Source organism: Streptomyces sp. NPDC017940 (assembly GCF_044328435.1).
GTDB lineage: Bacteria > Actinomycetota > Actinomycetes > Streptomycetales > Streptomycetaceae > Streptomyces.
Genome location: NZ_JBIRHJ010000001.1, coordinates 678,400 through 700,992 on the forward strand (window position 1 = coordinate 678,400; position 22,593 = coordinate 700,992).

Sequence of the window (22,593 nt, forward strand, 5' to 3'; positions counted from 1 at the left end):
GCAGCGGCCCCGGGCCCGCCCGCCCGGCGGGAAGCCGGCCGGAGCGGCCAACAGCCCTGCGTCATTTCGGGTTTGATGCGGCGGAATCCCCGTGTCCGTGCCGAGGATTCGCGTGCGGCTCCTCTACCCTGGGGTCAAGCAGCGCGCTGATCCGTGCATCGAGTCCGGCCGGTACCAGGGAGAGGGTCAGCCATGAAAGTCGACCACAGCATCCCCGCACTGGACATCCGCATCGGCGGATTTCGCATGACCCTGCAACACCTTCCCCTACGGTTCCTCGCGGCTGTGGGAACGTGCGCCGGGTCGGTGCTCGCGGCGTGGTTCACCACGCGCTGACGGGGCCTTCCCCACGGCGCGGTCCCGCCGCGGCTCAGTCCGCGCTCAGCGAGCGCTTCAGGATCTTCCCCATGTCGTTGCGCGGCAGCGCCGCCACGTAGTGGACGACCCGCGGGCGCTTGTGCGGGGCGAGGCGCGCGGCGACGTGGGCCGCGAGGGCGTCGAGCGACGGCGGGGCCGCCGGGTCGGCGGGCGCGATCCAGGCGACGACGCGCTCGCCCAGGTCGGGGTCGGGTTCGCCGGTGACGGCGGCCTCGCGGACGCCGTCGAGTTCGAGGAGGGCGTTCTCGATCTCGCCGGCGCCGATCTTGTAGCCCCCGCTCTTGATGAGGTCCGTCGCCCTGCGGCCCACGATGCGTACGTACCCGTCGGGGTCCCGTACCGCCATGTCGCCGGTGCGGAACCAGCCGCCGGGGGCGAACGCGGCGGCGGTCGCCTCGGGGCGGTTGAGGTACTCGGTGAACAGGTTCGGGCCGCGGACCTGGATCTCGCCCACCGCCTCCGGGTCGTCGCCGGGGAGTTCGGTGTCCGCCTCGTCGACGAGGCGGAGTTCGACGCCGGGGAGCGGGACTCCCACCGTGCCCGCCCGCGGCTCGCCGTCCGCGCGGACGCTGGTGTTCATCAGCGTCTCCGTCATGCCGTACCGCTCCACGACCCGGCGGCCCGTCGCGGACGCGATCCGCTCGTGGTCGTGGACGGGCAGCGCCGCCGAGCCGGAGACAAGCAGGCGCGCACCGGACAGGGCCTTCGCCAACTCCGGTGCGTCGGGCAGCGCTTCGGCAATGCGGTGGTACATCGTCGGGACGCCGAACAGCATCGTGGCCCCGCCGCCCAGCTCACGCGCCACGCCCTCGGTGCTGAAGCGGCCCAGGTGGCGCAGCGAGCCGCCGCGGCGCAGCGGGCCGAGCACGCCGAGGATCAGCCCGTGGACGTGGAAGAGGGGCAGTCCGTGGACGAGCACGTCGTCACCGGTCCACCCCCACGCGTCCGCGAGGGCGTCCAGGGTGGTGGCGAGGGCGCGGCGCGGCAGGACCACGCCCTTGGGCGGGCCCGTCGTACCGGAGGTGTAGACGATCAGGGCGGGGTCCTCCGCCCCCGCGGACCCGGGCGACGCCGGGTGCGGCGCCCGACCGTCCGGCGACGCGGCCACCCCCGGCACCTCCGCGTCCGACCGCGCGGCCACCCCCGCCACCCCCGGCACGTCCGCCTCCAGGCGCACGTCCACCCGCGGCAGCTCCGCGAGGCGCCGTGGCACCACGGCCCCCTCGGCCACGAGCACCGCCGACGGTTCGCAGTCCCGCACGATGTGGTCGAGTTCCCCTTCGCCCGACTTCGGGTTGAGCGGCACCGCGGGCACCCCGGCGAGGAGGGCGGCCACCACGCCCACCGCCGTCTCGAGGGTGGGCGTCGCCCAGACCGCCACGCGCACCGCCCCGGCCGCGCGGAGGCGGGCGGCCAGCGCGCCCGCGGCGTCGGCCAGTTCGGCGTACGTGAGGGCCCGGTCACCGAAGCGCAGGGCGGGCGCGTCCGTCGGGGCCGCCAGGGCGGGAAGGAGGGGCTCGGGTTCCACGTGTCGTACTCCTCGTATGCGCTCGGCGCCTGCACGGTGACTCACCCCCTCACCCTTCCCCCCACGACACCCGCTGCAACAGCCCCCACGTGAACTCCGCGACGCAGTGCCGCCCCGCCCCCGTCCGAGCGTCCGGCGCGGTGAACGCGAGGCGCCAGCGCGTCGGTGCCGTGCCCTCCAGGGGGCGGGCGGGGGCGAAGGCGCGGGCGGCCTCGTCGACCGTGCAGGACCAGGGGGTGAGGTCGGCCGCGGTGCGCAGGGGCGGGCCCGGGGCGCCGGGGGCGCGGATCAGCCACTCGTTCCACACGGCGGCCTCCGGCCCCAGGAGCACCTCGAAGCGCAGGTCGGGCCAGAGCGGCACCGGCCACAGGAGCGCCTCGCACTCCAGGTCGCCGACGCGCCGGGTCGCCGTCGACGCGGGCGGGCCGAGGACGGAGCGGTAGCGGGAGACGGCGGCACGGCCGCCGCGGGCGCGCAGCATCGCCTGCCAGCGGCGGTTGGCCTCGCGCATGTCCGCCACGGACACCCCGAGCGCGTGCCGGGCGTCCTCGACGAGGCCCGGGTTGTGGTCGGCCATGCGGCGCAGCAGGACCAGCTGGAAGTCGAGCGGCGTGAAGGGCGCGGGCGGTCCTGGTCCGCGACCGGCGGCGGAGCTAGCGGGCATACGCCCCATGGTCCCGCACCGCACGGTCCCCGGGGCGCCGCCCGTCCGGCAGGAAGAGCACGGAGTTCACGTACCGCGGCCGCCGCGGGGTCAGGACGCGGCGCAGCAGGCCCTGCGTGACCACGTACGAGGTGGCGCGCTGGTGGGCCTCCAGGTCGAAGGCGTCCAGGGGCACCCAGGTGTGCGCGGGCAGCACCCAGCCGCGGTAGCCGTGCTTGTCGGCGAGGTGGTCGACGACCGGCGCGACGGGCTGGATGCGGGCCTCCAGTTCGACGAAGAGCGCGGGCCGGTCCCGGTCGAGGAGGGTGCGGGCACCGTGCAGGACGGGCAGCTCGTTGCCGTCCACGTCGATCTTGATGAAGTGCACGTCGCGCAGGCCGAGCCCGTCCAGGGTCAGGCACGGCACGTCGAGGGCGGTCGCGTGCACGTCGTCCCTGCGCACCAGCGAGGACACGCCCCGGTCGCCCCGGTCGCCGTGCGGCAGCCAGAGCCGGGCCGAGCCCTCGCGGTCGCCCGCCGCGGCCTGGATCACCCGGACGTTGGCGGGTGTGGCCGCGGCCAGCAGGTCCGCCAGGTGCGGGACGGGCTCGACGGTCACGACCCGGCGCGCCTGCCCGGCGAGGCGGCGCGACCAGGGCCCGTACCAGCCGCCGACGTCCACCGCGGTGCCGCAGCCGGGCGGGCAGAGGTCGTCGAGGCGGGCCAGCTCGGGTTCGAAGCGCGGGTAGACGAAGCTGGCCGCGGCGGCCACGGCACGGGTGGGCAGCCGCGGCGCGAGGCGGGCGGCGAGGGTCTTGCGCGGACCGTCCCCGTGCTCGCCGTTTCCGCGCGGACCGTTCCCGCACGGACCCTTTCCGCGCGCAGCGCCCGTCACGACGAGATCCGCTTCAGGAGGCGCTCGTGCTCGTCCTCGGGGACCTGCTCGCCGGAGGAGGGCAGGAGCTGCGGTATGCCGTCGACGATCGGGTAGCGGCGGCGCAATCGCGGGTTGTAGAGGGCCTGGTCGGGGGCGGCGGACGGGGCGGCAGCGGGGCCCGGGGCCGCCGCCGGGGCCGCCGCCGGGGTCACGTCGGAGGCCTCGCCCACGGTGCCGAGGACGTGCTCCTCGGGTTCGAGCAGGACCAGGGGGCCCTTGTCCAGCGGGCAGGCGAGGATCCTCAGAAGGGGGTCGTCGGGGTTCATCAGGGCAGCAACTCCTTGGGAGCGGGATCGGGTTCGGTGTCCGGGGCGGGCGGCGGCGGATCGTGCTTGGGCATCACCAGGAGCACCGCCACCGCGAGCGCCGTCCCCGCGACCCGCAGCGCGAGCCGCACCGGGTCGTCGGGCAGCGCCTCACCGAACGCGAGCGTCCCGAGGACCGCGGTGAACAGCGACGTCACCGTCGTGCACACCGGCACGATCAGGGACGCGCGGCACCGCTGGAGCGCCGCCTGCGACATGATCAGGCCGAACACACCGGTGCACAGCAGAAGGTAGGGGTAGGGGGAGCGCAGCAGGTCGACGAGGGCGCCGCCGATCCCGTCGGAGGTGAGGTGGCCGGACACCCCCTTGATCGCCAGTGAGCTGACCCCGTAGAGCAGTCCCACGGCGACGCCGTACTCCACGCCGGTCGTGGGCTGCCGGTGCCTGCTGCGCGTACGGCGCTCGGCGGACGCGTACAGCCACAGGCCGAGCGCGAGGGACGGCAGGCACACAATGAGGACGAGGGGCGCGGGCGCGTCACCGCCGACCGTGTCCGTGCCCTCCTTCAGGGAGAGCACGACCATCAGGAGCGCGAGCAGGATCGCACCGACCGCGTACCGCTCACGCCCCGACGTCCGCTCGCCGAGCAGCACCGCCGACAGGAGCAGGAGCAGCACGAGACCGGAGACGAAGATGCCCTGGGCGGCCGCGATCGGCAGCGTCCGGTAGACGACGAGCTGCGCGCCGAAGCCCGCGGCGAGGGCCAGGGAACCACCGATCCACAGCGGGCTCGAGACCACCTGGCGCAGCAGCCGGGCCGGTTGCCGGACGCTGACCGACGGCATCGCGGTCAGGGCCCGCTTCTCCAGGACGAACCCGGTGCTGTAGAGCAGGTTCGCGAGCAGTGCCGCGGCCACCCCCCACCACATGGCTACGCCTTTCGGGCGTGCAGCAGCAGGATGGAGGCGGCGCCCGGCACGGCGCAGGCGATCCTGTCCAGGGCGCGCAGTGGGCGTGGCACGCCGTGGAAGGGGGCGCCCGCGAGCTTGACGACGTCGAAGCCGGACGCGGCCACGAACTCCCGCAGCGCCCGGGCGGTGTAGAGCCGCAGGTGCCCGACGACCTCACGGCCGGGGCGGCCGTGGACGCCGCGCAGGCTGACCTCGGAGAACACCGGCTGCACGCCCGCGAGCAGCAGCCCCCGGTTGTACCAGGCGGCGAGGTTGGGTGTGGACAGCATCAGATGCCCGCCGGGCCGCAGGACCCGGCGCAGCTCGTCGAGCGCGCTGTCGGGGTCCACGAGGTGCTCGATGACCTCACTGAACAGGACCGCGTCCGCCGCCCCGTCGGCGAACGGCAGGCCGCCGTCGCCGAGTTCGCCGCGCACGACGTACGGCAGATGGCCGCCGGCGCGGCGCAGCGCGTCCTGGGACCAGTCGACGCCGACGACGCGGTGCCCGGCGAGCAGGGGCGCGGCGACGCGGGCCGCGCTGCCGTCGCCGCAGCCGATGTCGAGGACGACGCGGGCGCCGCGCGTCGCCGGGCCGAGCGCGTCGGCGAGCATCCGGGCCTGGCGCAGGCTGCGGGCGTCGCCGGACGCGACGGGCACGTCCGGGTTCTCGTAGAAGTCCCGCAGGTGGCGCGGACGCGCGGGCTCTTGGGCGCGGGGCACGGTATTGGTGCTTCCGGTGCTTCCGGTGCTTCCGGTGCTTCCGGTGCTTCCGGTGCTTCCGGTGCTTCCGGTGCTTCCGGTGCTCCCGGTGCTCCCGGTGCCCCCTGTGCTCCCAGCGCTGCTTCCGGTCGTGCCGGCGACAGCCGTCATGAGCCGCCGCCCTCCGTGGTCGGACGGAGGTCCTGCGTGGCGTGCAGATAGCGCTCGAAGAGGTCCCGCAGCCGGGCGCCGTCGCCGGGGCCGAGCAGCGTCCGCGACCAGCGCAGGGCCAGGTGCAGACGGCCCGCGGTGGACGCGGTCGTCACGGTCAGGCCGCGCGGCATGCGCGCGGGCGCGGAGAACCACACCGCGGTCGCGGCCCCCGCGTCCCCGAAGTCGAGCGCGTAGGGCACCCGGCCGATGTTGCTGAGCAGTGTCGTCGAGGTCCAGGGCGCGGCGGCCCTGCGCAGTCCGCGGGTGAGGGCCGCCCGCACCGCCACCGGGACGACGGGCGCCGTGAGCAGCGCGGCGCCGTGGCCGAGCTGCGGGCGCGAGAGCGCCTTGAGGGCGCGGGTGCGGTCGGAGGTGCGGCGCAGGAGCTCCCGGATCTCCTCGGGCCGCAGATCCTCGGGCCCGAGGTTCCGCGGGCCCCCGGACCCGCCCGGGCCGCCGCCCACCCCGCCCGGCAGCAACTCCGCCGCGGCGAACGGCACCTCGACGAGGCGGGTGCCGTTCCCCATGGGCATCGTCATGTCCCGGGGGCGGTCGTCGACGGGCATGGTGATGCGCAGCGGCCTCGGCCTCGCGCCGTGCTCCCGGTTCCAGTGCGCGATCATCAGGGCGGTCGCGACCATCAACTGGTCGTTGACGGTGTACGGGGCGCCCTTGGGGCGGCGGGGCACCGGCAGCTCGGCGACCAGCATGCCGTTGCCCGTGGACCGTTCGGGAGCGCCGTGGGCCACCCGCGCGGGCGCCGCCCACGGCGACCCCGCCCCGGCCGCGCGCTGCTCGGGCGCGCCGGAGGTGCCCGCGGGCACGGGGGCACGGGTCGGCGGCGCCGCGGGGGCGTTGTCGCGGCCGCCGTACAGCTCGGCGGCGGTGGCGAGGACCCGCAGGCAGGCGGGACCGTCGAGGGCGGTGTGGTTGATGGTCAGGAACAGCACGCAGGAGTCGCCGGCGGTCTCCGGGTCGGCGACGACCTCCATGCGGATCGGCGGCGACGCGGTGAGCGGCGGCGCGTCGCGCAGGGACCGCTCCCTGGCCCGTTTCAGGGCGTCCCGCTCGGGCGCGGGGAAGGCGACCACCTCGACGTCGGGCCCGTCGGTCAGCTCCCACTCGTAGCGGCGCCGGTACCAGGAGCCGCGCGCCTCCCGTACGAGGATCCGCGGATGGCGCCGCAGGGCCTCGCCGAAGGCCGTCCGCAGGCGCCCGGGGTCGGGGGTGCCCGGCAGGTGCACCTCGATGTGGACGGTCTCCGGCTCCTGTTCCTGTACGCAGTGCCGGGACACCTCGTCGACGACGGGGAACGGCACCCGGCGCGGCGGGCGGCCGGGGCCGTCCGCACGCCGTGCCGGGTTCTCCAGTGCGGTCATGGCGCGCTGTCCTCTCCCGGGCGGGGTCCCTGACCCGGACGGCTGCCCCGTATCCGGCGAGTGCCCTCGTCCGGGGTGTCCGATGCGGGCCCTTCGGCACGGTCCGCGTCCGTGCCGTCGTGCGGGCGCGGGTCGGCGGCCTGCCCGGGCGTGTCCTTGCGCAGGGGGTCGGGGCCGCGCGCGGAGAGGGTGGGACCCGCGGTGTACGGGGGGACGTTCAGGGACGCCTCCCGCGCACCGGCACCGGGCGGCACGGTCGCTCCGCCACCCTCGTCCACGTGCGCGCGGTGCGGCGGCGGCACGGGCGGGACGCCGTGCGCCCCGGGGGCGCCGGGACCCGCGCGCCCGGCCGTCGCGGTCGCGGCGGCCGGTTCCCGCCCACCCACGAGCGCCGCGAACAGCGCGATGAACGCGAGGACCTGGGCCGTGTGCCCGAAGGCGCCCTCGTCCGCGGCCGCCGCCTCACCCGCGCCCGTCGCGGCGGCGACACCCGCCGCGGCCATCGCGAGGAACGCGACCGGCACGAGCAGCGCGTGCCGCTTCCGGGCGAGGAGGGCGAGCGCGGGCACGAGGAGCGCGAACCAGCCCGCGACGACCACGCCGACCAGGGTCAGCGCCACCGTGCCGAGCACGAGTCCCGGCGCGGGCGGCGCCGGGTCGGGGCCGTCCGGGTTCGGGTGGCGGCGGCGCACGAACACCAGGCCCACCAGGGCGAGGACGCCCACACCGCCGCCGATGAGCCCGGCCTCGTACGCCGTGGACGGCTCGTAGGTCAGCTTGACGGTGCCGCCATCGCCCGCCGGGACGAGCCAGCCCTGCTGCCAGCCGTCGAGCCGGACCGAGCGCAGCTCCTTGCCGTCCAGGGTGGCCTTCCAGCCGTCATTGACGTTCTCGTACGTCGTCAGGTACGAGGCGGCGCCCGCCCCGACCGTCAGCTCGCGCCGGTCGCCGAGCCAGTCCTTGGTCCTCAGCTCGCGGGCCGCGGTGTCGATGCCGCCCGGGGTGCCGTGCGTCAGGCTGATGTCGGTGACGGCGAGCGCGCCGCCGTCACCCGCCTCCACGCGGTGCTGCCCGGCACTGAGGTCCAGGGACGTCAGCCGCTCGTTGTCGTCGCACAGGGTGAGGTCGACGGGCCGCCGCTGCACCAGGTCGCGCACGGTGCCCTTGGCGCTCGTCGCGTACAGCTTGCCGTCGACGGACACCGCGGGGCCCTCGCCGCAGTCGAGCGCGAAGGTGCGGCTCGCCCTCGGCTGCTCGGTGCGGAACTCGTCGAGCGCCGGTATGTAGGCCTCGGTGAGGCCCACGGGCAGTTGCAGCTTCTTGTCCGCGATCGGGTTGTGCAGGGTGAGCGGCGCCGTCCCGGTGATGGTGACGTCGACGCGGTCGGTGGTGATCGGCTCGAAGCGGGCGACGCCGTTCTCGTCGACCCCGGCCGTCGCCGCGCCGTCCGGCGAACTGATCTCGATCTTCGTGGGCCGTGTCGACAGGCCGCCCGCGGGCGGCAGCACGATCTCGCCGACGGCCACCTTGCCCGGCCACCGCAGATGGACGACCGGCCGGTCACCGGCGATCCACGCGGTCGTCAGGTCGCCGTCGGTGAGGTTGCGTGCCGAGAGCCCGCCCAGGTCGGACGTGGAGCCGGCGGTCGCGATGATCTGCCGGCGCTGCTCGGGCGCCACTTTGTAGAGCAGTTCGTCCAGGGCTGCTCCGGGTACGGCGACCGCGCTCGCCCGCACCTTGTAGCTGCCGTCGGCCGTCGTGCTGAAGCGGCGGTGCAGGCCCGCCTCCGCGGTCACCGGGGAGAGGCCGCTCTGGTCGGCGGAGCGGTGCATGGAGTACGTCGTGGCGTCGGCTTCGGCGCCGTCGGTGCCCTCGACGTCGGCGGGCATCCGCAGCAACTTGGTGACCTGCACGCCGGGGACGCTGATCTCCGCGAACCCGGCGCCGGTCAGGCCGTCCTGCGCGGCCTGCGAGTCCAGGATCGTCAGCTTCAGCCAGTCCGTCCCGCCCGCCTTGGCCTTGACGCGCTGCGTGGAGCCGTCGGTCCGCAGATAGGAGACGGCGCTGCCCTGTTCGGTCTCCACGCGCACCTTCGTCGGCGCTGCCCGCACCCCGCCCTGGGGCAGCGGCGTCACCTCGAACGACGAGGGGACCGCGGTCTTCTTGCGGAACTCCGCCTTGATCCACTCGTCGTCCGTGCCGCCCGTGCCGCCCTCCGCCCAGGCGGTGTCGGGGTTGCCGTCGAAGGCGTTCACCGGGTCGTACTGCGGCAGGTGGAACAGCCAGTTGCCGTAGCTCGACGCCGTCACCGACCTCGCCCCGCGCAGCTCGGCCGTCGTCTGGTGCTCGACGCCCTCGGTCGGCAGGATCTGGCGCGGCTTCGCACCGGGGTCCTGGGCCGCGTCGGGCGCGTTCCTCTCGTCCTTGGTGTACGGGTACGAGGTGTTGGTGTTGACCAGGCCGAAGCGGGTGTCGGCGCGCCGCAGGCCGTCACCGACCGCCTGGAGTCCCGGCGGCGAGCCGAGCCCCGGGTGGTTGTCGCCGGTGAGCACGGCGGGCCGGTCCCGCATCTCGGGGTCGGCGGACAGCGGGAGCAGTGCCTCGGGCCCGCCGCTGACCACGGCCGTGTTGGACACCGGCTTCAGGGCGGCCTGGCCGGGGCGCTGGGCGCCCTTGCCGGGAGCGTAGATCTCCACCGCGCGCTGGCGCGGGTAGAGGCCCTCGACCTGCACGGGGGTGTCGTCGGCGATCCTGCCGCCGGTCTGGGTGGGGCCGAACCCGGTGACCCGCTGGAACCCGGACTGCTCCAGGGTGCGCTTGACGGTCGCGGTGGGGACGTAGCCGACCTGGTCGGGGTCGAGGTCGTTGCGGACGACGACGTAGTACAGGCCCGCCCGGGTCAGATAGTCCCGCAGGCCCGGGACCTGTCCTCCGGTCATCAGGGCCTGCTCGACGGCGTCCATGGCGCGCCGGTTGCCCTTGGTGCCGAACGGCACGTAGTCGCGCTGCGCCCAGCGGGAGTCGGCGAGCACGTCGAGGGGCTGGTCGATGGGGGAGCCCCAGGTGTAGATGCCGTGCGCGGTCGCGGGCACCACGAGGGCGCGCGAGTCGGGGGAGTACTTGTCGAGCCAGTCGGCCGTCGCGTCCCAGTGATCCGGCAGCTTCTCGAACGAACCGGGCTGGAGGATCGAGCCGTTCAGATACGGCCAGGCGAGCCCGGGAAGCACCAGGACGGCCGCGACCAGGGGCGCGTACCGCCGCCCCCGCACCGGCCGTGCCCCGCGCGCCCGCACCGCGACGCCCGCCAGGTGGGCGAGGCCGAGCGCGAGGGCGAGCGCGAGGCCGGTCTGGAACTTGTAGATGTTGCGGAACGGTACGAGTGCGCCGTCCAGCCAGTCCTGCACCGTGCCGTGGAACGGGCCGCCGAACGCGCCGCCGTACCCGGCGAGGGTCAGCAGGACCACGGACAGCACCGTGAGCACGAGCCAGCGCCGCTCCGGCAGGTCACGGCGGGCGAGCCCGGCGAGGCCGAGGCCCGCCGCGAGGGCCGAGCAGACGATGGTGACCGCCGCCGTCGCCACGGTCCACCCCGCGGGCAGCCAGGCCTCGCCGAAGTGCAGGTACGCCACCCAGTTGCCGGCGCCGCGCAGCGTCTCGGTGGCCGACATGGTGCCGGTGGTGGTGGCCGCGTTCTCCACGTACGGCAGGAAGTTCTCGCCGTAGAAGCCGAGCAGGAGCAGCGGCACCACCCACCAGGCGGTGGCGAGGACGACGCCGGGCACCCACCAGGTGATCAGCTTGCGCTTGCGCGGTCCGTTCGGCCGCGACAGCAGGTACAGGGCCACCGGAAGCAGCGACGCCAGCGTGGACGCCGCGTTCACCCCGCCCATGAACGGGATGAGGAGCGCCGAGCGGAACGCCGCGATCCGCGCCGTCACGCGGTCGTCGGTGAGCGGAAGCAGCACCCACGGCAGGAACGCGCCGGGCAGTGCCGCGGCGGACGTGGAGCCGACGACCACGGTGAACGTGGGCCACAGCGCGTACACCACGGCGCCGAGGAGCCGTGATCCCGGGCTGCCGATCCGCAGCCGCTCCGCGAGCCGCAGCGCACCCCAGAAGGCGACCGCGACGATCAGCGACATCCACAGCCGCTCGGCCAGCCACACCGGCAGTTGCACGGCGTCCGCGAGGCCGTAGAACGGAAGCATCGGGAAGGCGTAGCCGACGTACTGGTCCTGGATGCCGCCGAAGCCGCCCCGGTCGTGCCAGAGCTGGCCGAGGTCGGAGAGGAACTGCCAGGGGTCGACGGCGACACCGAGCTTGGTGTCGAAGGTCATCCGCCCCGGTTTGACAGCGAGGAAGCATACGAGGACCACGGCCCAGAACCCGAAGAGCCAGCGCCGTGAGCGCGGCCCTCCCTCGGGCTCGGGAAGGACCGCCGTCGGCATTGGTGCCGCCGGCGGAGGGGCCTGGACCGTGCTCGTCATGGACACCGCCTGAGGATGAGGAGGAGGTTCCAGGTGGCGACTTCGCGCACACCCGGCACCTTCGTCACCGTCTCGGCCCAGAACGGCCAGTACCGGGAGCGGGCCGAGACGACATGGACGTCGCCGCGGGCCCGCACCTGTCTGAGCGTGGCTCCGACATGGTGGACGAAGAGGTTCTCGCCGAGCGTGTGCTTGGCGGTTCTTCCGGTGCGGCGCTCGTAGCGGGCGCGGGCCCGCTCGGCGCCGAAGTAGTGCCAGGGCGCCCACTCGTGGCCGCCCCAGGGGGAGTACCAGTTGGTGAACGCCACATAGATCAGGCCGCCTGGGCGGGTGACGCGCACCATTTCGCTGAGGAAGGTCTGGGGGTCGTCGACGTGCTCCAGGACGTTCGAGGAGAACGTGACGTCGGCGACGCCGGACGCGAGGGGCAGCAGATAGCCGTCGGCGACCACGGCGCCCTCCGGCGGCGCGGCACCCAGCTCCCGCGGGTCCGGTTCGAAGAGGTGGGCCTGCGCGCCGCGCCTGCGGAACTCCTCGGTGAAGTAACCGCCGCCGCCGCCCACGTCGACGACCACCCGGCCCTTGACGGGCAGGTGCCGCTCGACCTGGTCGGCGGCGTCGCGGGCGAGCAGCGCGTAGCACCGCTCGGGCTCCTGCTGTTCGCGCAGGAAGGCCCGGAACAGGGTCACGGAGCGGCGCAGCGAGGGGTCCTTCACGCAGACCCCTTCGACGCCGTCACCGGTGGCTTCACCGACGGCTCGTGGGCGGCGACGGCCTCCGCGGCCACCGCGCGGAACTGGCGCACCGTGTTCGCCCAGCGGAAGGACGCGGCACGTTCCGCCGCGGCCTTGCCGAAGGACCGGCGCCGCTCGGCGCTGAGCGCGAGCGTGCACCAGGCGGCGGCGAAAGCGCTCTCGCCACCCGCGAGCAGCCCGGTCACGCCGTCCTCTATCGAGTCGCGCACGCCCGGTACGTCGAAGCCGATCGCGGGCGTCCCCCGGGCCGCGGCCTCGGTGACGACGAGCCCCCAGCCCTCGACGGCCGAGGGGTGCAGGAGCAGCCACGACCGGCACAGCAGGCGGTGTTTCTCGGCTTCGGAGACATGGCCGGTGAACTGCACACCGGGGCCCGCGAGCCGTTCCAGGCGGGCCCGCTCGGGCCCTTCGCCGACGATGACGAGGCGGCCGCCGGTGACCGGGCGGACCCGCTCCCAGAGCCGCAGCAGCAGATCGACGCGCTTGTACTCGACGAGCCTGCCCATGGCGAGGAACAGCGGCTCGTCGGACCGCTCGTGCAGCGGCCCGGGTTCCTCGACGCCGTTGTGGACCACTCGTATGCGATCGCGGTCGACGCCGAGGTCCCGCAGCGCCGTCGCGGTCGACGGTGACACGGCGACCAGCAGGTTGCCGCGCTGCGCGCCGGCGAGCGCCCAGTGCTCCAGGCGCCTGCCGAGGCGTGCGGCCGGGGCGAGAGCGCCCTGGAAGCGCATCGACCACAGCTCGGTGTGGACGTGGTTGACCAGGCAGAGCGTGGGGCCGCGGTGCCAGAGCGGTGCGAGGTAGGGCATGCCGTTGCAGACCTCGACCAGCAGGTCGCAGTCGCCGACCTGGCGGGTGAACGCCGAGCGGGCGCGCAGGTAGTGACCGAGGTCGCCACCCGCGGACACCACGCGGTAGTCGCGGTACGCGGCGGGGCCGCCGCAGAGCAGGGTGACCTGGTGGCCGTGTCCTGTCAGTCCGTCGGCCAGCCGGTCGACGAGCAGTTCGGAGCCGCCTGCGGCCGGGTTTCCCAGGTCGCGGCGGGCGAGGAAGGCGATCCGGCGCGGCTGTGGGGGGAGCGCCGCAAGGGGCCGCGCGGGCCGTGGTGCGGCCGGGCGCAGCGGCGGCGGCACGTGCTGGGGCATCGGTGCTCCAACTCGTCTCGGGGTGCGGAACCGTGGGGGCGAACAGGGATGAACAGGGCTGAACGGGGTTGAGCAGGGCTGAACGCGGGCGAACGGGGGTGAACGGCGAAGCCTGGACAGGTCCGGGGTGGGGCCCGGTGGTGCGGGGACTGTGCGGGGACTGTGCGCTGATGGTGTGGATAGTTTTCGTGTCACCGAACGGTGCGGCTACTCACCGGGGTGACAATTTCGGCCCTTCTTAGACCTGACGTCTCATCACATCGTGCTGTGTTGCAGGGCGGATGGGGACGTACCGGAATGCGGACCCTCCGGATCCGGCCCCGGCCCGTCCTCGCGGGACCCGTTCGCCCTTGCCTCCCGCCCCCGGGCGACGAGAATGCCGCCCACGAGCGCGAGTGCCCCGCCGGCGAAGACGAACACCAGGGGCAGCGTCGTGCCCACCAGTTTCAGTCGTGAGCTGTCGTCGTCCGCGAGTTCCACCTGCTCCTGCTGGGTCTTCTTGGTGAAGGCGACCTTCCGGCTGTCGAGCAGCACCGTCCGGTCCTTCTTGCCGCCAGGGGCCCGCAGCGTCTTGCGGGGGCCGATCGCGGCGTAGATGATCCGGCCGGTGCGCTTGTCGGCGACCAGCTCGATGCCGTGGTTGGCGTACCACTCCTCGGCGAGCACCTGGCCCTGCCGCAGGCCGATGAGGCGCCCCGGCACCTGCCGGGTGCCGGTCCTCGTGGCCTGCACGGAACCGGTGAACCGGTAGCCCTCGTAGCCCTGGATCTTCTTCGGGCCGCGGTAGGTCAGCGGCACGGTGGCGCCGAGCGTGTTGTCCCACCACAGGTAGGTGCGCTTCTCGACGTCGAAGGGGAACTTCAGGTACGCCTCGCCCTCGAAGTGCGGCTTCTCGCCGCAGCAGTGCACCGGTCTGTTCGTCTTCCGGTCGGTCACCCAGCGTTCGAGCGTCCATTGCAGCGAGTCATGGGGATCGGCCGCAGGCAACGATTTGTCCGGGTCCACGGACGTCGACACGTCCCACACCGCGCGCTTCTTGTTGCTGTCCCCGACATCGCCGCGCACCTGGCGCGTGATGGTCAGGCGCTGGTCGTGCACGGTTTTGATCTTCTCGGTGTCGAAGTAGCTGCCCGTGCCGCGGAACACGGTGATCTGGTCGGTGTCGACGGGGGTGCGCTTGGCGCGCGGCTCCACGTACCAGGCGAGGAGTGGGGCCAGGACGAGCAGAAAGGCACCCAGGCCGAGCAGGACCAAGGACAAGGGCGAGGCTGTGCGGCGCGGCATCCGGCGCTCCTGCCATGAGGGCGAACAGGGGACGTGAGTCAACTGTGCTGAATTACTGGGGAGTTGGAGTCTGGTGAGGCATGGGCGCCGCCGGAATGTCCGAAAGGCTGCGGCGGCGTTTCCACGGAGTTACTGACCCGTATGGGTCGCGAACGCTAGGCGGACCCTTGACGCAGTGTCAATGCGTTGTCGACACTGGGCCCCTGCGGGCAGGGTGTGGGGACAACCTCCAGCAGAGAGGCCGACCCTCGTATGCACCGTCTTTTCGCCGCCACACTGACCGTTGTGGCCGCCGCGGCTCTCGCCGTGGGCGCCGCGGTCGGCGTTGTCGCGCTCCTCGACGCCACGCCCGACCAGCCCAACCGGCCCCTCGTGCACTACGAGGACCCCGGCCGGGACCGGCAGGAGCAGTGAGCGACGTGGGCGCGATCTTCGAAAGCGTCCCGGCAGGCGTCTCCGGTGACCCGGATTCCGTCCGGGAGGCCGCTCACGACGCCGCTCACGACGCCGCGCAGGACGCCGCTCGCGACCCGGGCCGGGACCCCGCCGAGGCCCCCGGCCGGGCCGCCGCTCCCGCGCGCTCGGCCTGGCGCGACGTGCCGCCGCTCCAGGTGCGCAGGTTCGCCGCGCTAGCCCTGGAGGAGGTGCCCGCGCTCGCCGACGACATCCTGCGCGAGATCCGCGCGGAGTACCCCGGCCTGCCCGTCGTCCTCGACGACTCCGGCGAGCCCATGGCGCTCATCGGCATCCGCCGCGCCCTGGAGGGCTTCGTCCAGCAGCTCGCGACCCGCGAGGGCCGACCGCGCTACCACCCCGAGGTCTTCCAGGAGTTCGGCCGCGGCGAGGGCCTCAACGGCCGCAGCCTCGACTCGCTCCAGGCCATCTACCGCCTCGGCGTCCGGCTCGCCTGGCGCCGCCTCGCCGAGATCGGCCAGCAGACCGAGATCCCCCCGCCGGCCATGTACGAGCTCGCCGAGTCCGGCTTCGAGTACCTCGACGGCCTGGTCGACCAGTCGGTACGCGGCTACGCCGAAGCCGCCGCCCGGCAGGCCGGTGAGCGCCTGCGACTCCAGCGCAAACTCATGGAGCTGCTGCTCTCCGAGCGCCGCCCCGACACCTCGGCGGCCTCCGCGCTCGGTGCCGAGAACGGCCTGGACGAACGCGCCGCCCGCGTCGGCTGGCAGCTGCCCGAACGCGTCGCCGTCGGCGTGCTCCTGCGCCCCGCCCGCGAGGCCGTCGCACCCGCCGTCGGCGAGGGCGTCCTGCTCGACATGGAGGCCGAGCAGCCCCGCATGGTCGTGCCGGAGCCGGACGCCGCCGGCCGCCCCGAACTGCTCCGCCGCGCCATGACCGGCTGGTCCGGGGCCATCGGTCCGCCCGTGCCGCTCGCCGACGCCGCCAAGTCGCTGCGCTGGGCCGAGGCGGCGGTCGGCCTGATGGAGCGCGGACTGCTTCCCTCCGGTGAGGTCCTGTACTGCACCGAGCACACCGAGGCCCTCGTCCTGCTCCAGCCGGAGGAGCTCATGGAGGACCTGTCGCGCCGCTGCCTCGCCCCCCTCGACCACTGCGGGCCCGCGCACGGCCGCCGCCTCGCCGAGACCCTGCTCGCCTGGCTCGAAACGCGGGGCGGCGCCCCCGAGGTGGCCACGCGGCTCGGTGTGCACCCGCAGACGGTGCGCTACCGGTTGCGGCAGATAAGGGAACTGTGGGGCGACGAGGTCGACGACCCGGACCGCCGCTTCGAGCTGGAACTGGTACTGCGGGCCCGCAGGCTGCGGGGCGAGCTCGGCAGGGCGTGACGCGCACGGCATGCCGGAGGTTCTCTTCCGCACACAACCTTCACAGCGCCCGCATCCTCCGTACCGGCGTGGCGCCTAGCCTCCATGCCTCATGGACTACTGCCACGCGTGCCACAGGCACCTCAACGGCGCCCTCGCCTGCCCGGGGTGCGGCACCCCGGCCGAAGCCTGTCGCCGGTACGCGGAGGCCGTCGCCGCCCGGGAGGAACGGCCGGACGCCGTCGACGAGGCGGACGGCGAGCGGGTGCCGCCCGGCAGGAGCGGCGGGTCCGGGGGCCGTGGCCGCCGCCGGGAGCGGGCGCGCAAGGCGGCCCAGCACCGGCGCGGACGCCGCACACTGCTCCTCGTCGCCACGGGTGTCGTGCTCGCCGCGGGTGGCCTGAGCCTCGCCGAACTCGGCACCGAGTCCGCCGCGCGGGACCCCCGTACGGCGTCCGGGCCGGACCGGGCGGCGTCCCCGGACGTGCGCGGAGGCACCCCGGGTGCGGCGGGGGCCGGGGACACGGCGGAGCCGGTGTCCTCCTCGGGTTCTCCTTCGCCGTCGGATTCCGACGCGGGGGGCACCCCCGGTGCCGGGGGTGCCAAGGACAGGAAGAAGAGCACGGGGAAGGACAAGGGCGGGGACGAGGGTCGCGGCGGGGACGGCAAGGGCGCCGAGGGCGGGCAGGGGGACGGCGGTTCCGGGGGCGGTGCCTCCGAGCCCGCCCCCGCCGGAAGCGGAACCTCCGGCGGTCCCGCGCCCGACCCCTCGTCCGGCCGCCCCACAACCGCCCCGCAGGACCCGGACCCCGACCCGCACCCCTCCACCACGAACCCCCCGAGCACCCCCACCCCGGCCCCCACCCCGACCAAGACGTGCCACCGCTTCCTGTGGTGGTGCACATAGCGTCCAGCAAGGGGCGCGGGGAACCGTGCGAGCAACCACGAAGAAGCCGCAGACGCGTCCGCACAGTCACTCGGCGGACGCGTCTGCGGCTTGTCGCGCGCTGAGCGCGCAGTTCCCCGCGCTGAGCGCGCAGTTCCCCGCGCTGAGCGCGCAGTTCCCCGCGCCCCTGACGGGGCACAGCTCCCCCTCAAGGGGCGGTCGGAGTGTCCTCCCCGAGCATCCTCCGCAGAAGCCCGCGCAGCGACACGCGCTCCGCGCGGGAGAGCTCAGCCAGCGGCTCCCGGGCGAAGTCGAGGGACTCACGCAGGCTGCGCGCGGTGGCGAGCCCCTCCTCGGTCGGCGCCGCCAGCTTCACGCGCCGGTCGGCCGGGTCGGGCCGCCGCTCGACGAGCCCGCGGGCCTCCAGGCGGTCCACGATGCCGGTGACGTTCGACGGCTCGCACTTGAGCTTCTGCGCGATGCGACGCATGGGCATCGGCTCCAGGGAAAGGAGCCCGAGCACGCGTGCCTGCGCGCCGGTCAGGGCGTGCTTGCCCGCGGCGATGTCGTACTCCTCGTAGTACCGCGCCACGACGGAGCCGATGAGCTCGACGACCTCGAGCGTCAGCGGATCGGTCCGGGAGGCTGCGGCCCGGGACTCGGTGGTCCGGGAGTCGGCAGTGCCCGGCTTCTGGGTGACCATGCCCGCCAGGGTACCCAAATACTTGACAACATGAAATATCAAAGCGCATGCTTATTTCAGAACGTGAAGCATCAAGCCGCATGAAGCATCAAGCCGCATGAAGCATCAAGCCGCATGAACTGTCCAGCCCCCCAAGAAGCATCACGGCTCGAAGCCTGAGGAGGACGCCCCCATGTCCGTCACCCCCGAGCAGCTCCCGGCCACCGGTCGCGCCTGGCACCTCGTGCGCCGCCCGCACGGCTGGCCGGTCCCGGAGGACTTCGCGCTCCGCGAGGTCCCGGTGGAGGCCCCGGCCGAGGGCCGCGTGCTCGTCCGGAACCTGTACTTCTCGGTCGACCCCTATATGCGCGGCCGCATGAACGACGTGAAGTCGTACATCCCGCCGTTCCAGCTCGACAAGCCCATGGAGGGCGGCGCGGTCGGCGTCGTCGTGGCGTCGGACGCGGACGGCTTCGCTGCGGGCGACCACGTGCTGCACTTCGCGGGCTGGCGCGAGTACGCGTCGGTGCCCGCGCAGCACGCCACGAAGGTGGACCCGGACGCGGCCCCGCTGTCGGCGTACCTCGGCGTGCTCGGCATGACGGGCCTGACGGCGTACGCGGGCCTGCTCGACGTCGCGTCCTTCAAGGAGGGCGACGCGGTCTTCGTCTCCGGCGCGGCCGGCGCCGTCGGCTCCGAGGTCGGCCAGATCGCCCGGCTCAAGGGCGCGTCGCGCGTCATCGGCTCGGCAGGCTCGGACGAGAAGGTCAAGCTCCTCACCGAGGAGTACGGCTTCGACGCGGCCTTCAACTACCGCGACGAGCGCCCGGTCGTCGAGCAGCTCAAGGAGGCCGCGCCCGACGGCATCGACGTCTACTTCGACAACGTCGGCGGTGACCACCTGGAGGCCGCCATCAGCCGCCTGAACCCGCACGGCCGCGTCACCATCTGCGGCATGATCGCGGGCTACAACGACACGGAGCCGACCCCGGGCCCGCGCAACATGGCCATGGTCATCGGCAAGCGGCTGCGCCTCCAGGGCATGCTGGTCCAGGACCACCAGGACCTCCAGCCGCAGTTCGTGCGCGAGGTAGGCGCCTGGGTGCGGTCCGGGGAGCTCAAGTACGACGAGACCGTCGCGCACGGCGTCGAGAACGGCGTCGAGGCGTTCCTCGGGATGCTGCGCGGCGAGAACACCGGAAAGATGATCGTCGCCCTCGACGCGTGAGGCGCCCGGTCGGCCGAGTCGGCCGGGGCCCCGAGATCTCTTTCACCATCCGATAAAGTAATTCCACTCTGCCGGGTCGGCGGGCGCGCGACGCGGCACATCCCAGGAGGAGTCGGCAGTCATGACCATCCAGAAGATCGACGTCAAGTACACCGCCGTGGCCACCGCCGAGAACGGCCGTGACGGCCGCGTGGCCAGCGACGACGGCAAGCTCGACGTCGTCGTCAACCCGCCGAAGGAGATGGGCGGCAGCGGTGCGGGCACCAACCCCGAGCAGCTCTTCGCCGCCGGGTACAGCGCCTGCTTCCAGGGCGCGCTCGGTGTCGTCGCCCGCCGGGAGAAGGCCGACATCTCCGGGTCCACGGTGACCGCGAAGGTCGGCATCGGTTCCACCGACGCCGGTGGGTTCGGCCTCGAGGTCGAGATCACCGCGTCCATCCCGAACGTGGACGCCGCGACGGCCAAGGCCCTCGTGGAGGCGGCCCACGAGGTCTGCCCCTACTCCAACGCCACTCGCGGCAACATCAAGGTGGACCTGAAGGTCGGCTGACGCCCATCGGCGCTGCGCGCCTCGTCCTCGAACGCCGGACGGGCTGGAACCCTGCCGCCGCGGCGGGGTTCCAGCCCTCCGGCGTTCGGGAGCGGGGTCTGGGGGGGAGCCCCGCTGGGGACCCCCCGTCAGGGCCTAGCGCACAGCGAACAGCGCCCGCCCCACCTCGGCGAACACCCCCTTCGGGTGCCCCCGGAACAAGGGCTCCGTACCGAAGAGGACCACCCGGGCCCCGTCCGGGGAAACCCCGCTCACGACGGAAGCCTCACCGGCGGCATCCGCGGGCCCCCCGTTCCCGGACGAGTCGGCCCGCCAGTGCCCCGACACCAGCGGCCTGCCACCGGCGTAGGCCTGCTCGACCCGGACCCCGGCCCCGAGCCCGGTGAACCACATCGGCGCGTAGACGAAGCCGTACCCGGCCCCCGAACCGGCCACGGCACCCCCGGCGTTGCGCACCCGCACCACGCCGTTGGCGTCCCCGTTGCCCCGTACGGCTGTGACGGGGAGCAGCTTCGCGGCGGAGTTCAGGCGGGCACCCACCGCGCCCCGCCCGACGAGCCCGCCGCCCCCGGCGAGGAACGCGTCGAGCCGCTCGCGCGCCGCGGGCCCGAGGTCCGCGCGGTCGAGTCCCGCGGACACGAAGAGCACATCGGCCCGGCGCCAGTCGAAGCCGTCGTTGAGGGCGGCCGTGGACACCGGCACCACGTCGAAGTTCATCTCCCGCAGCGCGAACAGCTCCCCGGGCGTCACCGCGGCGGCGACGCGCGTGCGCCGCACCTTCTCGCCGCCGCGCGCGGTGGTCGCGGAGAACGCCACGCCGTACTTCTCCGCCACGCCCCGGGCGGCCCGCCGCGCGGAGCCCGGCACGAGGACACCGCCGTCCTTCAGGCGCCGGACCGTGACGCCGTCCCGTACGAGGGAGTTGAGCGCGGCGACCTCACGCGGGTCGTCGAGCCGCAGCCGCAGGTCACCGCGCGGCGCCACACGGGCGGTCCCGGCCGCGGCCTGGACCGCGCGCGAGGGCACCGCGGCGGGGTTCCCCCTCGGCACGGACCGCACGGTCGCGCCCCACAGCCGGCCCAGGCTCCAGCCCGAGATGTCGTACATCACGGACACCTTGTCGCTGATGTCACGGCCGTCCGCGAGCAGCACGTTCGCGATGCCCCGCTTGGGCTGGCGCATGTCGACGACGTACGCGCCCTTCTCGTACCGCTTGCCGCCGATCCGGAAGTCCTCGGTGGCGCGCCGCACCCGGACGTCGTTGGCGAGGAGATGGTCCACGAGGCGGGCGGCCGCCGTACCGGAGCGCTGTCCGCGACCCGCGGCCGGGATCACGTACGCACGCGGGAACTCGGCCGTGTAGACGTCCTCCGGGCCGATGCCCGGCACGCCGGGCACCGTCTCCTCGGAGACCTCCACCGGAGCGGCCCCCGCGGCACCGCGCCGGAACACCTCGATCTGGTCGGCGATCAGCGACCGCCGGTGGTCGCGCGCGTAGTCCAGGGTCGCCGTCATGGCCGCGCCCGCGATGTCCGTGTTGACGGCCGAGCGGCGGCGCAGCTCCCGCACCGGCAGGGCGTCGTACTCCTCGTTGTTCACCTGCATCGGGAACTCGACGGTGTGCGCCGCGACCGCGCCGTGGAAGGGCATGTACTGCGGGGTGAAGACGGGCGGCCAGTCGTCCCAGCCCTCCTCCTGGTCGCGGAAGGGGATGACGGCGGGCCGCACGCCGTCCTTCTCCTCGGTGTAGCCGAGGCCGTTGACGGCCTTCTCCATGCCGAGGGCGTTGCCGTAGCTGTTCTTCAGGAACAGGTCGTACTCGTAGTTCTCGCCGTGCGGCGGGGTCGTCGGCTCGATGAGCGTGCCGTTCACGTACCCGTGCAGGTCGATCATCATCGTGGGCTGCTTGTCGATGGCGATCCGCCGCACCGCGCGCGTCTCGGGCTGGCTCCCGGTGACGAAGTCCCGGTTCAGGTCGAAGCCGCCCGCGTTCTCGCGGGTGCCCGCGATCCGGCCGTCGGGGTTCATGGTGACGTTGACGTAGAGACGGTGGTGGGCGAGCAGGTCGCGGGTCTTCGCGTCCTTCGCCCGCGCCAGCCTCTCGATGAGCTTCAGGGCCGCGTCGGTGCCCTCCCACTCGTTGCCGTGGATGTTGTTGTTGATGAACACCGGTGCCTTGTACGCCGACTTCAGCGCCTTGTCCGCGGCGGCAGCGGCGGGCTCGTTCTCGATGCGCTCGCGCATCCGCCGCTGCCGGGCCGCCTCGCGCGCCGACTCGGGCGCGGTCACCGTCACCAGATACAGGTCGTGGCCCCCGGCCGAGCGCCCAGCGATCTCCACGCTCACGCGGTCGCCGATGCCCTGGATCCGGTTCAGCTCCGGGGCGATGGCGTGGTAGGGGGTCAGGCCCAGCTTGATGGACCTGTCGGCCGGGTTCTTGGGGACCGCGGGGAGGCGGCGCTCACGCGGGTAGCCGCGCTCGGCGCCGCCGCGGGCGGGCGCGGGCGCGGACGCGTCGTCGAGCGCGCGGGCCGCGGCGCCCTCCGGCGCCCGGGCGGCCCGGTCGGGGTCGCCTAGCGGGGCCTGGTCGCGGGTCACCGGGCGCGGCGCCGGGTCGGCACTGGCACCGCCCGGGGTGAGCACGGTGAACAACAAGGTGCCCGCGGCGGCCGACGCGGTCAGCGTCACGGCTCTGGGCGGCCGGGATATGCCCATACGTACCTCCGGAACATGGGTCGGGCGCCGACCCGAGAGATCAGTACGGGAGGTCTACAGGCTGAAACGGCTGACAACAAGGGGG

General features: G+C 74.0%; 19 protein-coding genes. 6 read left to right on the forward strand and 13 right to left on the reverse strand.

The features are described from left to right. Window positions 1-192 precede the first annotated feature (192 nt). The gene (locus tag ACH4DX_RS02765; RefSeq protein ID WP_398117174.1) at window positions 193-336 is read left to right on the forward strand and encodes a hypothetical protein; all 144 of its coding nucleotides are present in this window, start codon (window positions 193-195) and stop codon (window positions 334-336) included. A gap of 34 nt (window positions 337-370) precedes the next feature. On the opposite strand, the gene ACH4DX_RS02770 is transcribed toward ACH4DX_RS02765, so the two are convergent. The 11 genes from ACH4DX_RS02770 to ACH4DX_RS02820 all read right to left on the reverse strand — a co-directional run bounded on the left by ACH4DX_RS02770 (window position 371) and on the right by ACH4DX_RS02820 (window position 14,669). Then, window positions 371-1,906, reverse strand: a complete 1,536-nt coding sequence (locus ACH4DX_RS02770) for an acyl-CoA synthetase (protein WP_398153737.1) — start codon at window positions 1,904-1,906, stop codon at window positions 371-373. A 49-nt stretch (window positions 1,907-1,955) separates the two neighbouring features. Beyond that, window positions 1,956-2,579, reverse strand: coding sequence for a hypothetical protein (locus ACH4DX_RS02775; protein ID WP_398153738.1), 624 nt, complete (start codon window positions 2,577-2,579; stop codon window positions 1,956-1,958). After that, window positions 2,560-3,336, reverse strand: a complete 777-nt coding sequence (locus tag ACH4DX_RS02780) for an FkbM family methyltransferase (RefSeq protein ID WP_398118050.1) — start codon at window positions 3,334-3,336, stop codon at window positions 2,560-2,562. Before ACH4DX_RS02780 ends, ACH4DX_RS02775 begins: the two co-directional genes overlap by 20 nt. A gap of 104 nt (window positions 3,337-3,440) precedes the next feature. Beyond that, complete coding sequence (locus ACH4DX_RS02785; protein WP_398153739.1) at window positions 3,441-3,752, reverse strand: Trm112 family protein; 312 nt, start codon at window positions 3,750-3,752, stop codon at window positions 3,441-3,443. Beyond that, window positions 3,752-4,669 (reverse strand): hypothetical protein, encoded by a 918-nt coding sequence (locus ACH4DX_RS02790; RefSeq protein WP_398118052.1) that lies wholly within the window; start codon window positions 4,667-4,669, stop codon window positions 3,752-3,754. The genes ACH4DX_RS02785 and ACH4DX_RS02790 overlap by 1 nt, the downstream gene beginning before the upstream one ends. A gap of 14 nt (window positions 4,670-4,683) precedes the next feature. Continuing rightward, complete coding sequence (locus ACH4DX_RS02795; RefSeq protein WP_398117182.1) at window positions 4,684-5,424, reverse strand: class I SAM-dependent methyltransferase; 741 nt, start codon at window positions 5,422-5,424, stop codon at window positions 4,684-4,686. 146 nt (window positions 5,425-5,570) lie between these two features. Continuing rightward, a complete protein-coding gene (locus ACH4DX_RS02800) occupies window positions 5,571-6,995 on the reverse strand; it encodes a condensation protein (RefSeq protein ID WP_398153740.1) in 1,425 nt (474 codons plus the stop codon). Then, the gene (locus ACH4DX_RS02805; protein WP_398153741.1) at window positions 6,992-11,482 is read right to left on the reverse strand and encodes an alpha-(1->3)-arabinofuranosyltransferase; all 4,491 of its coding nucleotides are present in this window, start codon (window positions 11,480-11,482) and stop codon (window positions 6,992-6,994) included. The genes ACH4DX_RS02800 and ACH4DX_RS02805 overlap by 4 nt, the downstream gene beginning before the upstream one ends. Continuing rightward, entirely contained in the window at window positions 11,479-12,198 is a 720-nt protein-coding gene (locus ACH4DX_RS02810) for a class I SAM-dependent methyltransferase (RefSeq protein WP_398117187.1), read from the reverse strand. The genes ACH4DX_RS02805 and ACH4DX_RS02810 overlap by 4 nt, the downstream gene beginning before the upstream one ends. Continuing rightward, window positions 12,195-13,385, reverse strand: a complete 1,191-nt coding sequence (locus ACH4DX_RS02815; protein ID WP_398117189.1) for a glycosyltransferase family 4 protein — start codon at window positions 13,383-13,385, stop codon at window positions 12,195-12,197. Before ACH4DX_RS02815 ends, ACH4DX_RS02810 begins: the two co-directional genes overlap by 4 nt. Window positions 13,386-13,640: 255 nt before the next feature. Beyond that, window positions 13,641-14,669 (reverse strand): DUF3068 domain-containing protein, encoded by a 1,029-nt coding sequence (locus ACH4DX_RS02820; protein WP_398117191.1) that lies wholly within the window; start codon window positions 14,667-14,669, stop codon window positions 13,641-13,643. A gap of 285 nt (window positions 14,670-14,954) precedes the next feature. Between ACH4DX_RS02820 and ACH4DX_RS02825 the strand changes: the two genes are divergently transcribed. The 3 genes from ACH4DX_RS02825 (at window position 14,955) to ACH4DX_RS02835 (ending at window position 17,354) form a co-directional block, all read left to right on the forward strand. After that, entirely contained in the window at window positions 14,955-15,083 is a 129-nt protein-coding gene (locus ACH4DX_RS02825) for a hypothetical protein (protein ID WP_398154194.1), read from the forward strand. Between the two features lie 182 nt (window positions 15,084-15,265). Further along, on the forward strand, window positions 15,266-16,468 hold the full coding sequence (locus ACH4DX_RS02830) for a helix-turn-helix domain-containing protein (protein WP_398118054.1): 1,203 nt from the start codon (window positions 15,266-15,268) through the stop codon (window positions 16,466-16,468). A gap of 91 nt (window positions 16,469-16,559) precedes the next feature. Beyond that, window positions 16,560-17,354, forward strand: a complete 795-nt coding sequence (locus ACH4DX_RS02835; protein ID WP_398153742.1) for a hypothetical protein — start codon at window positions 16,560-16,562, stop codon at window positions 17,352-17,354. A 187-nt stretch (window positions 17,355-17,541) separates the two neighbouring features. Here ACH4DX_RS02835 and ACH4DX_RS02840 read toward each other — a convergent pair whose 3' ends face one another. Next, window positions 17,542-18,036, reverse strand: coding sequence for a MarR family winged helix-turn-helix transcriptional regulator (locus tag ACH4DX_RS02840; RefSeq protein WP_398117197.1), 495 nt, complete (start codon window positions 18,034-18,036; stop codon window positions 17,542-17,544). 172 nt (window positions 18,037-18,208) lie between these two features. Between ACH4DX_RS02840 and ACH4DX_RS02845 the strand changes: the two genes are divergently transcribed. Together ACH4DX_RS02845 and ACH4DX_RS02850 are read left to right on the forward strand one after the other, a co-directional pair. Then, entirely contained in the window at window positions 18,209-19,243 is a 1,035-nt protein-coding gene (locus tag ACH4DX_RS02845; protein ID WP_398117199.1) for an NADP-dependent oxidoreductase, read from the forward strand. Between the two features lie 121 nt (window positions 19,244-19,364). Continuing rightward, entirely contained in the window at window positions 19,365-19,793 is a 429-nt protein-coding gene (locus ACH4DX_RS02850) for an organic hydroperoxide resistance protein (protein WP_398117201.1), read from the forward strand. A gap of 135 nt (window positions 19,794-19,928) precedes the next feature. On the opposite strand, the gene ACH4DX_RS02855 is transcribed toward ACH4DX_RS02850, so the two are convergent. Next, window positions 19,929-22,508, reverse strand: coding sequence for a M14 family zinc carboxypeptidase (locus tag ACH4DX_RS02855; RefSeq protein ID WP_398153743.1), 2,580 nt, complete (start codon window positions 22,506-22,508; stop codon window positions 19,929-19,931). Between the last annotated feature and the right edge of the window lie 85 nt (window positions 22,509-22,593).

Coding starts and splice junctions, on each gene's coding strand:
- ACH4DX_RS02765 (WP_398117174.1), top strand. CDS start 193: ATGAAAGTCGACCACAGCATCCCCGCACTGGACATCCGCATCGGCGGA.
- ACH4DX_RS02775 (WP_398153738.1), bottom strand. CDS start 2,579: ATGGGGCGTATGCCCGCTAGCTCCGCCGCCGGTCGCGGACCAGGACCG.
- ACH4DX_RS02785 (WP_398153739.1), bottom strand. CDS start 3,752: ATGAACCCCGACGACCCCCTTCTGAGGATCCTCGCCTGCCCGCTGGAC.
- ACH4DX_RS02800 (WP_398153740.1), bottom strand. CDS start 6,995: ATGACCGCACTGGAGAACCCGGCACGGCGTGCGGACGGCCCCGGCCGC.
- ACH4DX_RS02805 (WP_398153741.1), bottom strand. CDS start 11,482: ATGACGAGCACGGTCCAGGCCCCTCCGCCGGCGGCACCAATGCCGACG.
- ACH4DX_RS02815 (WP_398117189.1), bottom strand. CDS start 13,385: ATGCCCCAGCACGTGCCGCCGCCGCTGCGCCCGGCCGCACCACGGCCC.
- ACH4DX_RS02820 (WP_398117191.1), bottom strand. CDS start 14,669: ATGCCGCGCCGCACAGCCTCGCCCTTGTCCTTGGTCCTGCTCGGCCTG.
- ACH4DX_RS02835 (WP_398153742.1), top strand. CDS start 16,560: ATGGACTACTGCCACGCGTGCCACAGGCACCTCAACGGCGCCCTCGCC.
- ACH4DX_RS02840 (WP_398117197.1), bottom strand. CDS start 18,036: ATGGTCACCCAGAAGCCGGGCACTGCCGACTCCCGGACCACCGAGTCC.
- ACH4DX_RS02845 (WP_398117199.1), top strand. CDS start 18,209: ATGTCCGTCACCCCCGAGCAGCTCCCGGCCACCGGTCGCGCCTGGCAC.
- ACH4DX_RS02850 (WP_398117201.1), top strand. CDS start 19,365: ATGACCATCCAGAAGATCGACGTCAAGTACACCGCCGTGGCCACCGCC.
- ACH4DX_RS02855 (WP_398153743.1), bottom strand. CDS start 22,508: ATGGGCATATCCCGGCCGCCCAGAGCCGTGACGCTGACCGCGTCGGCC.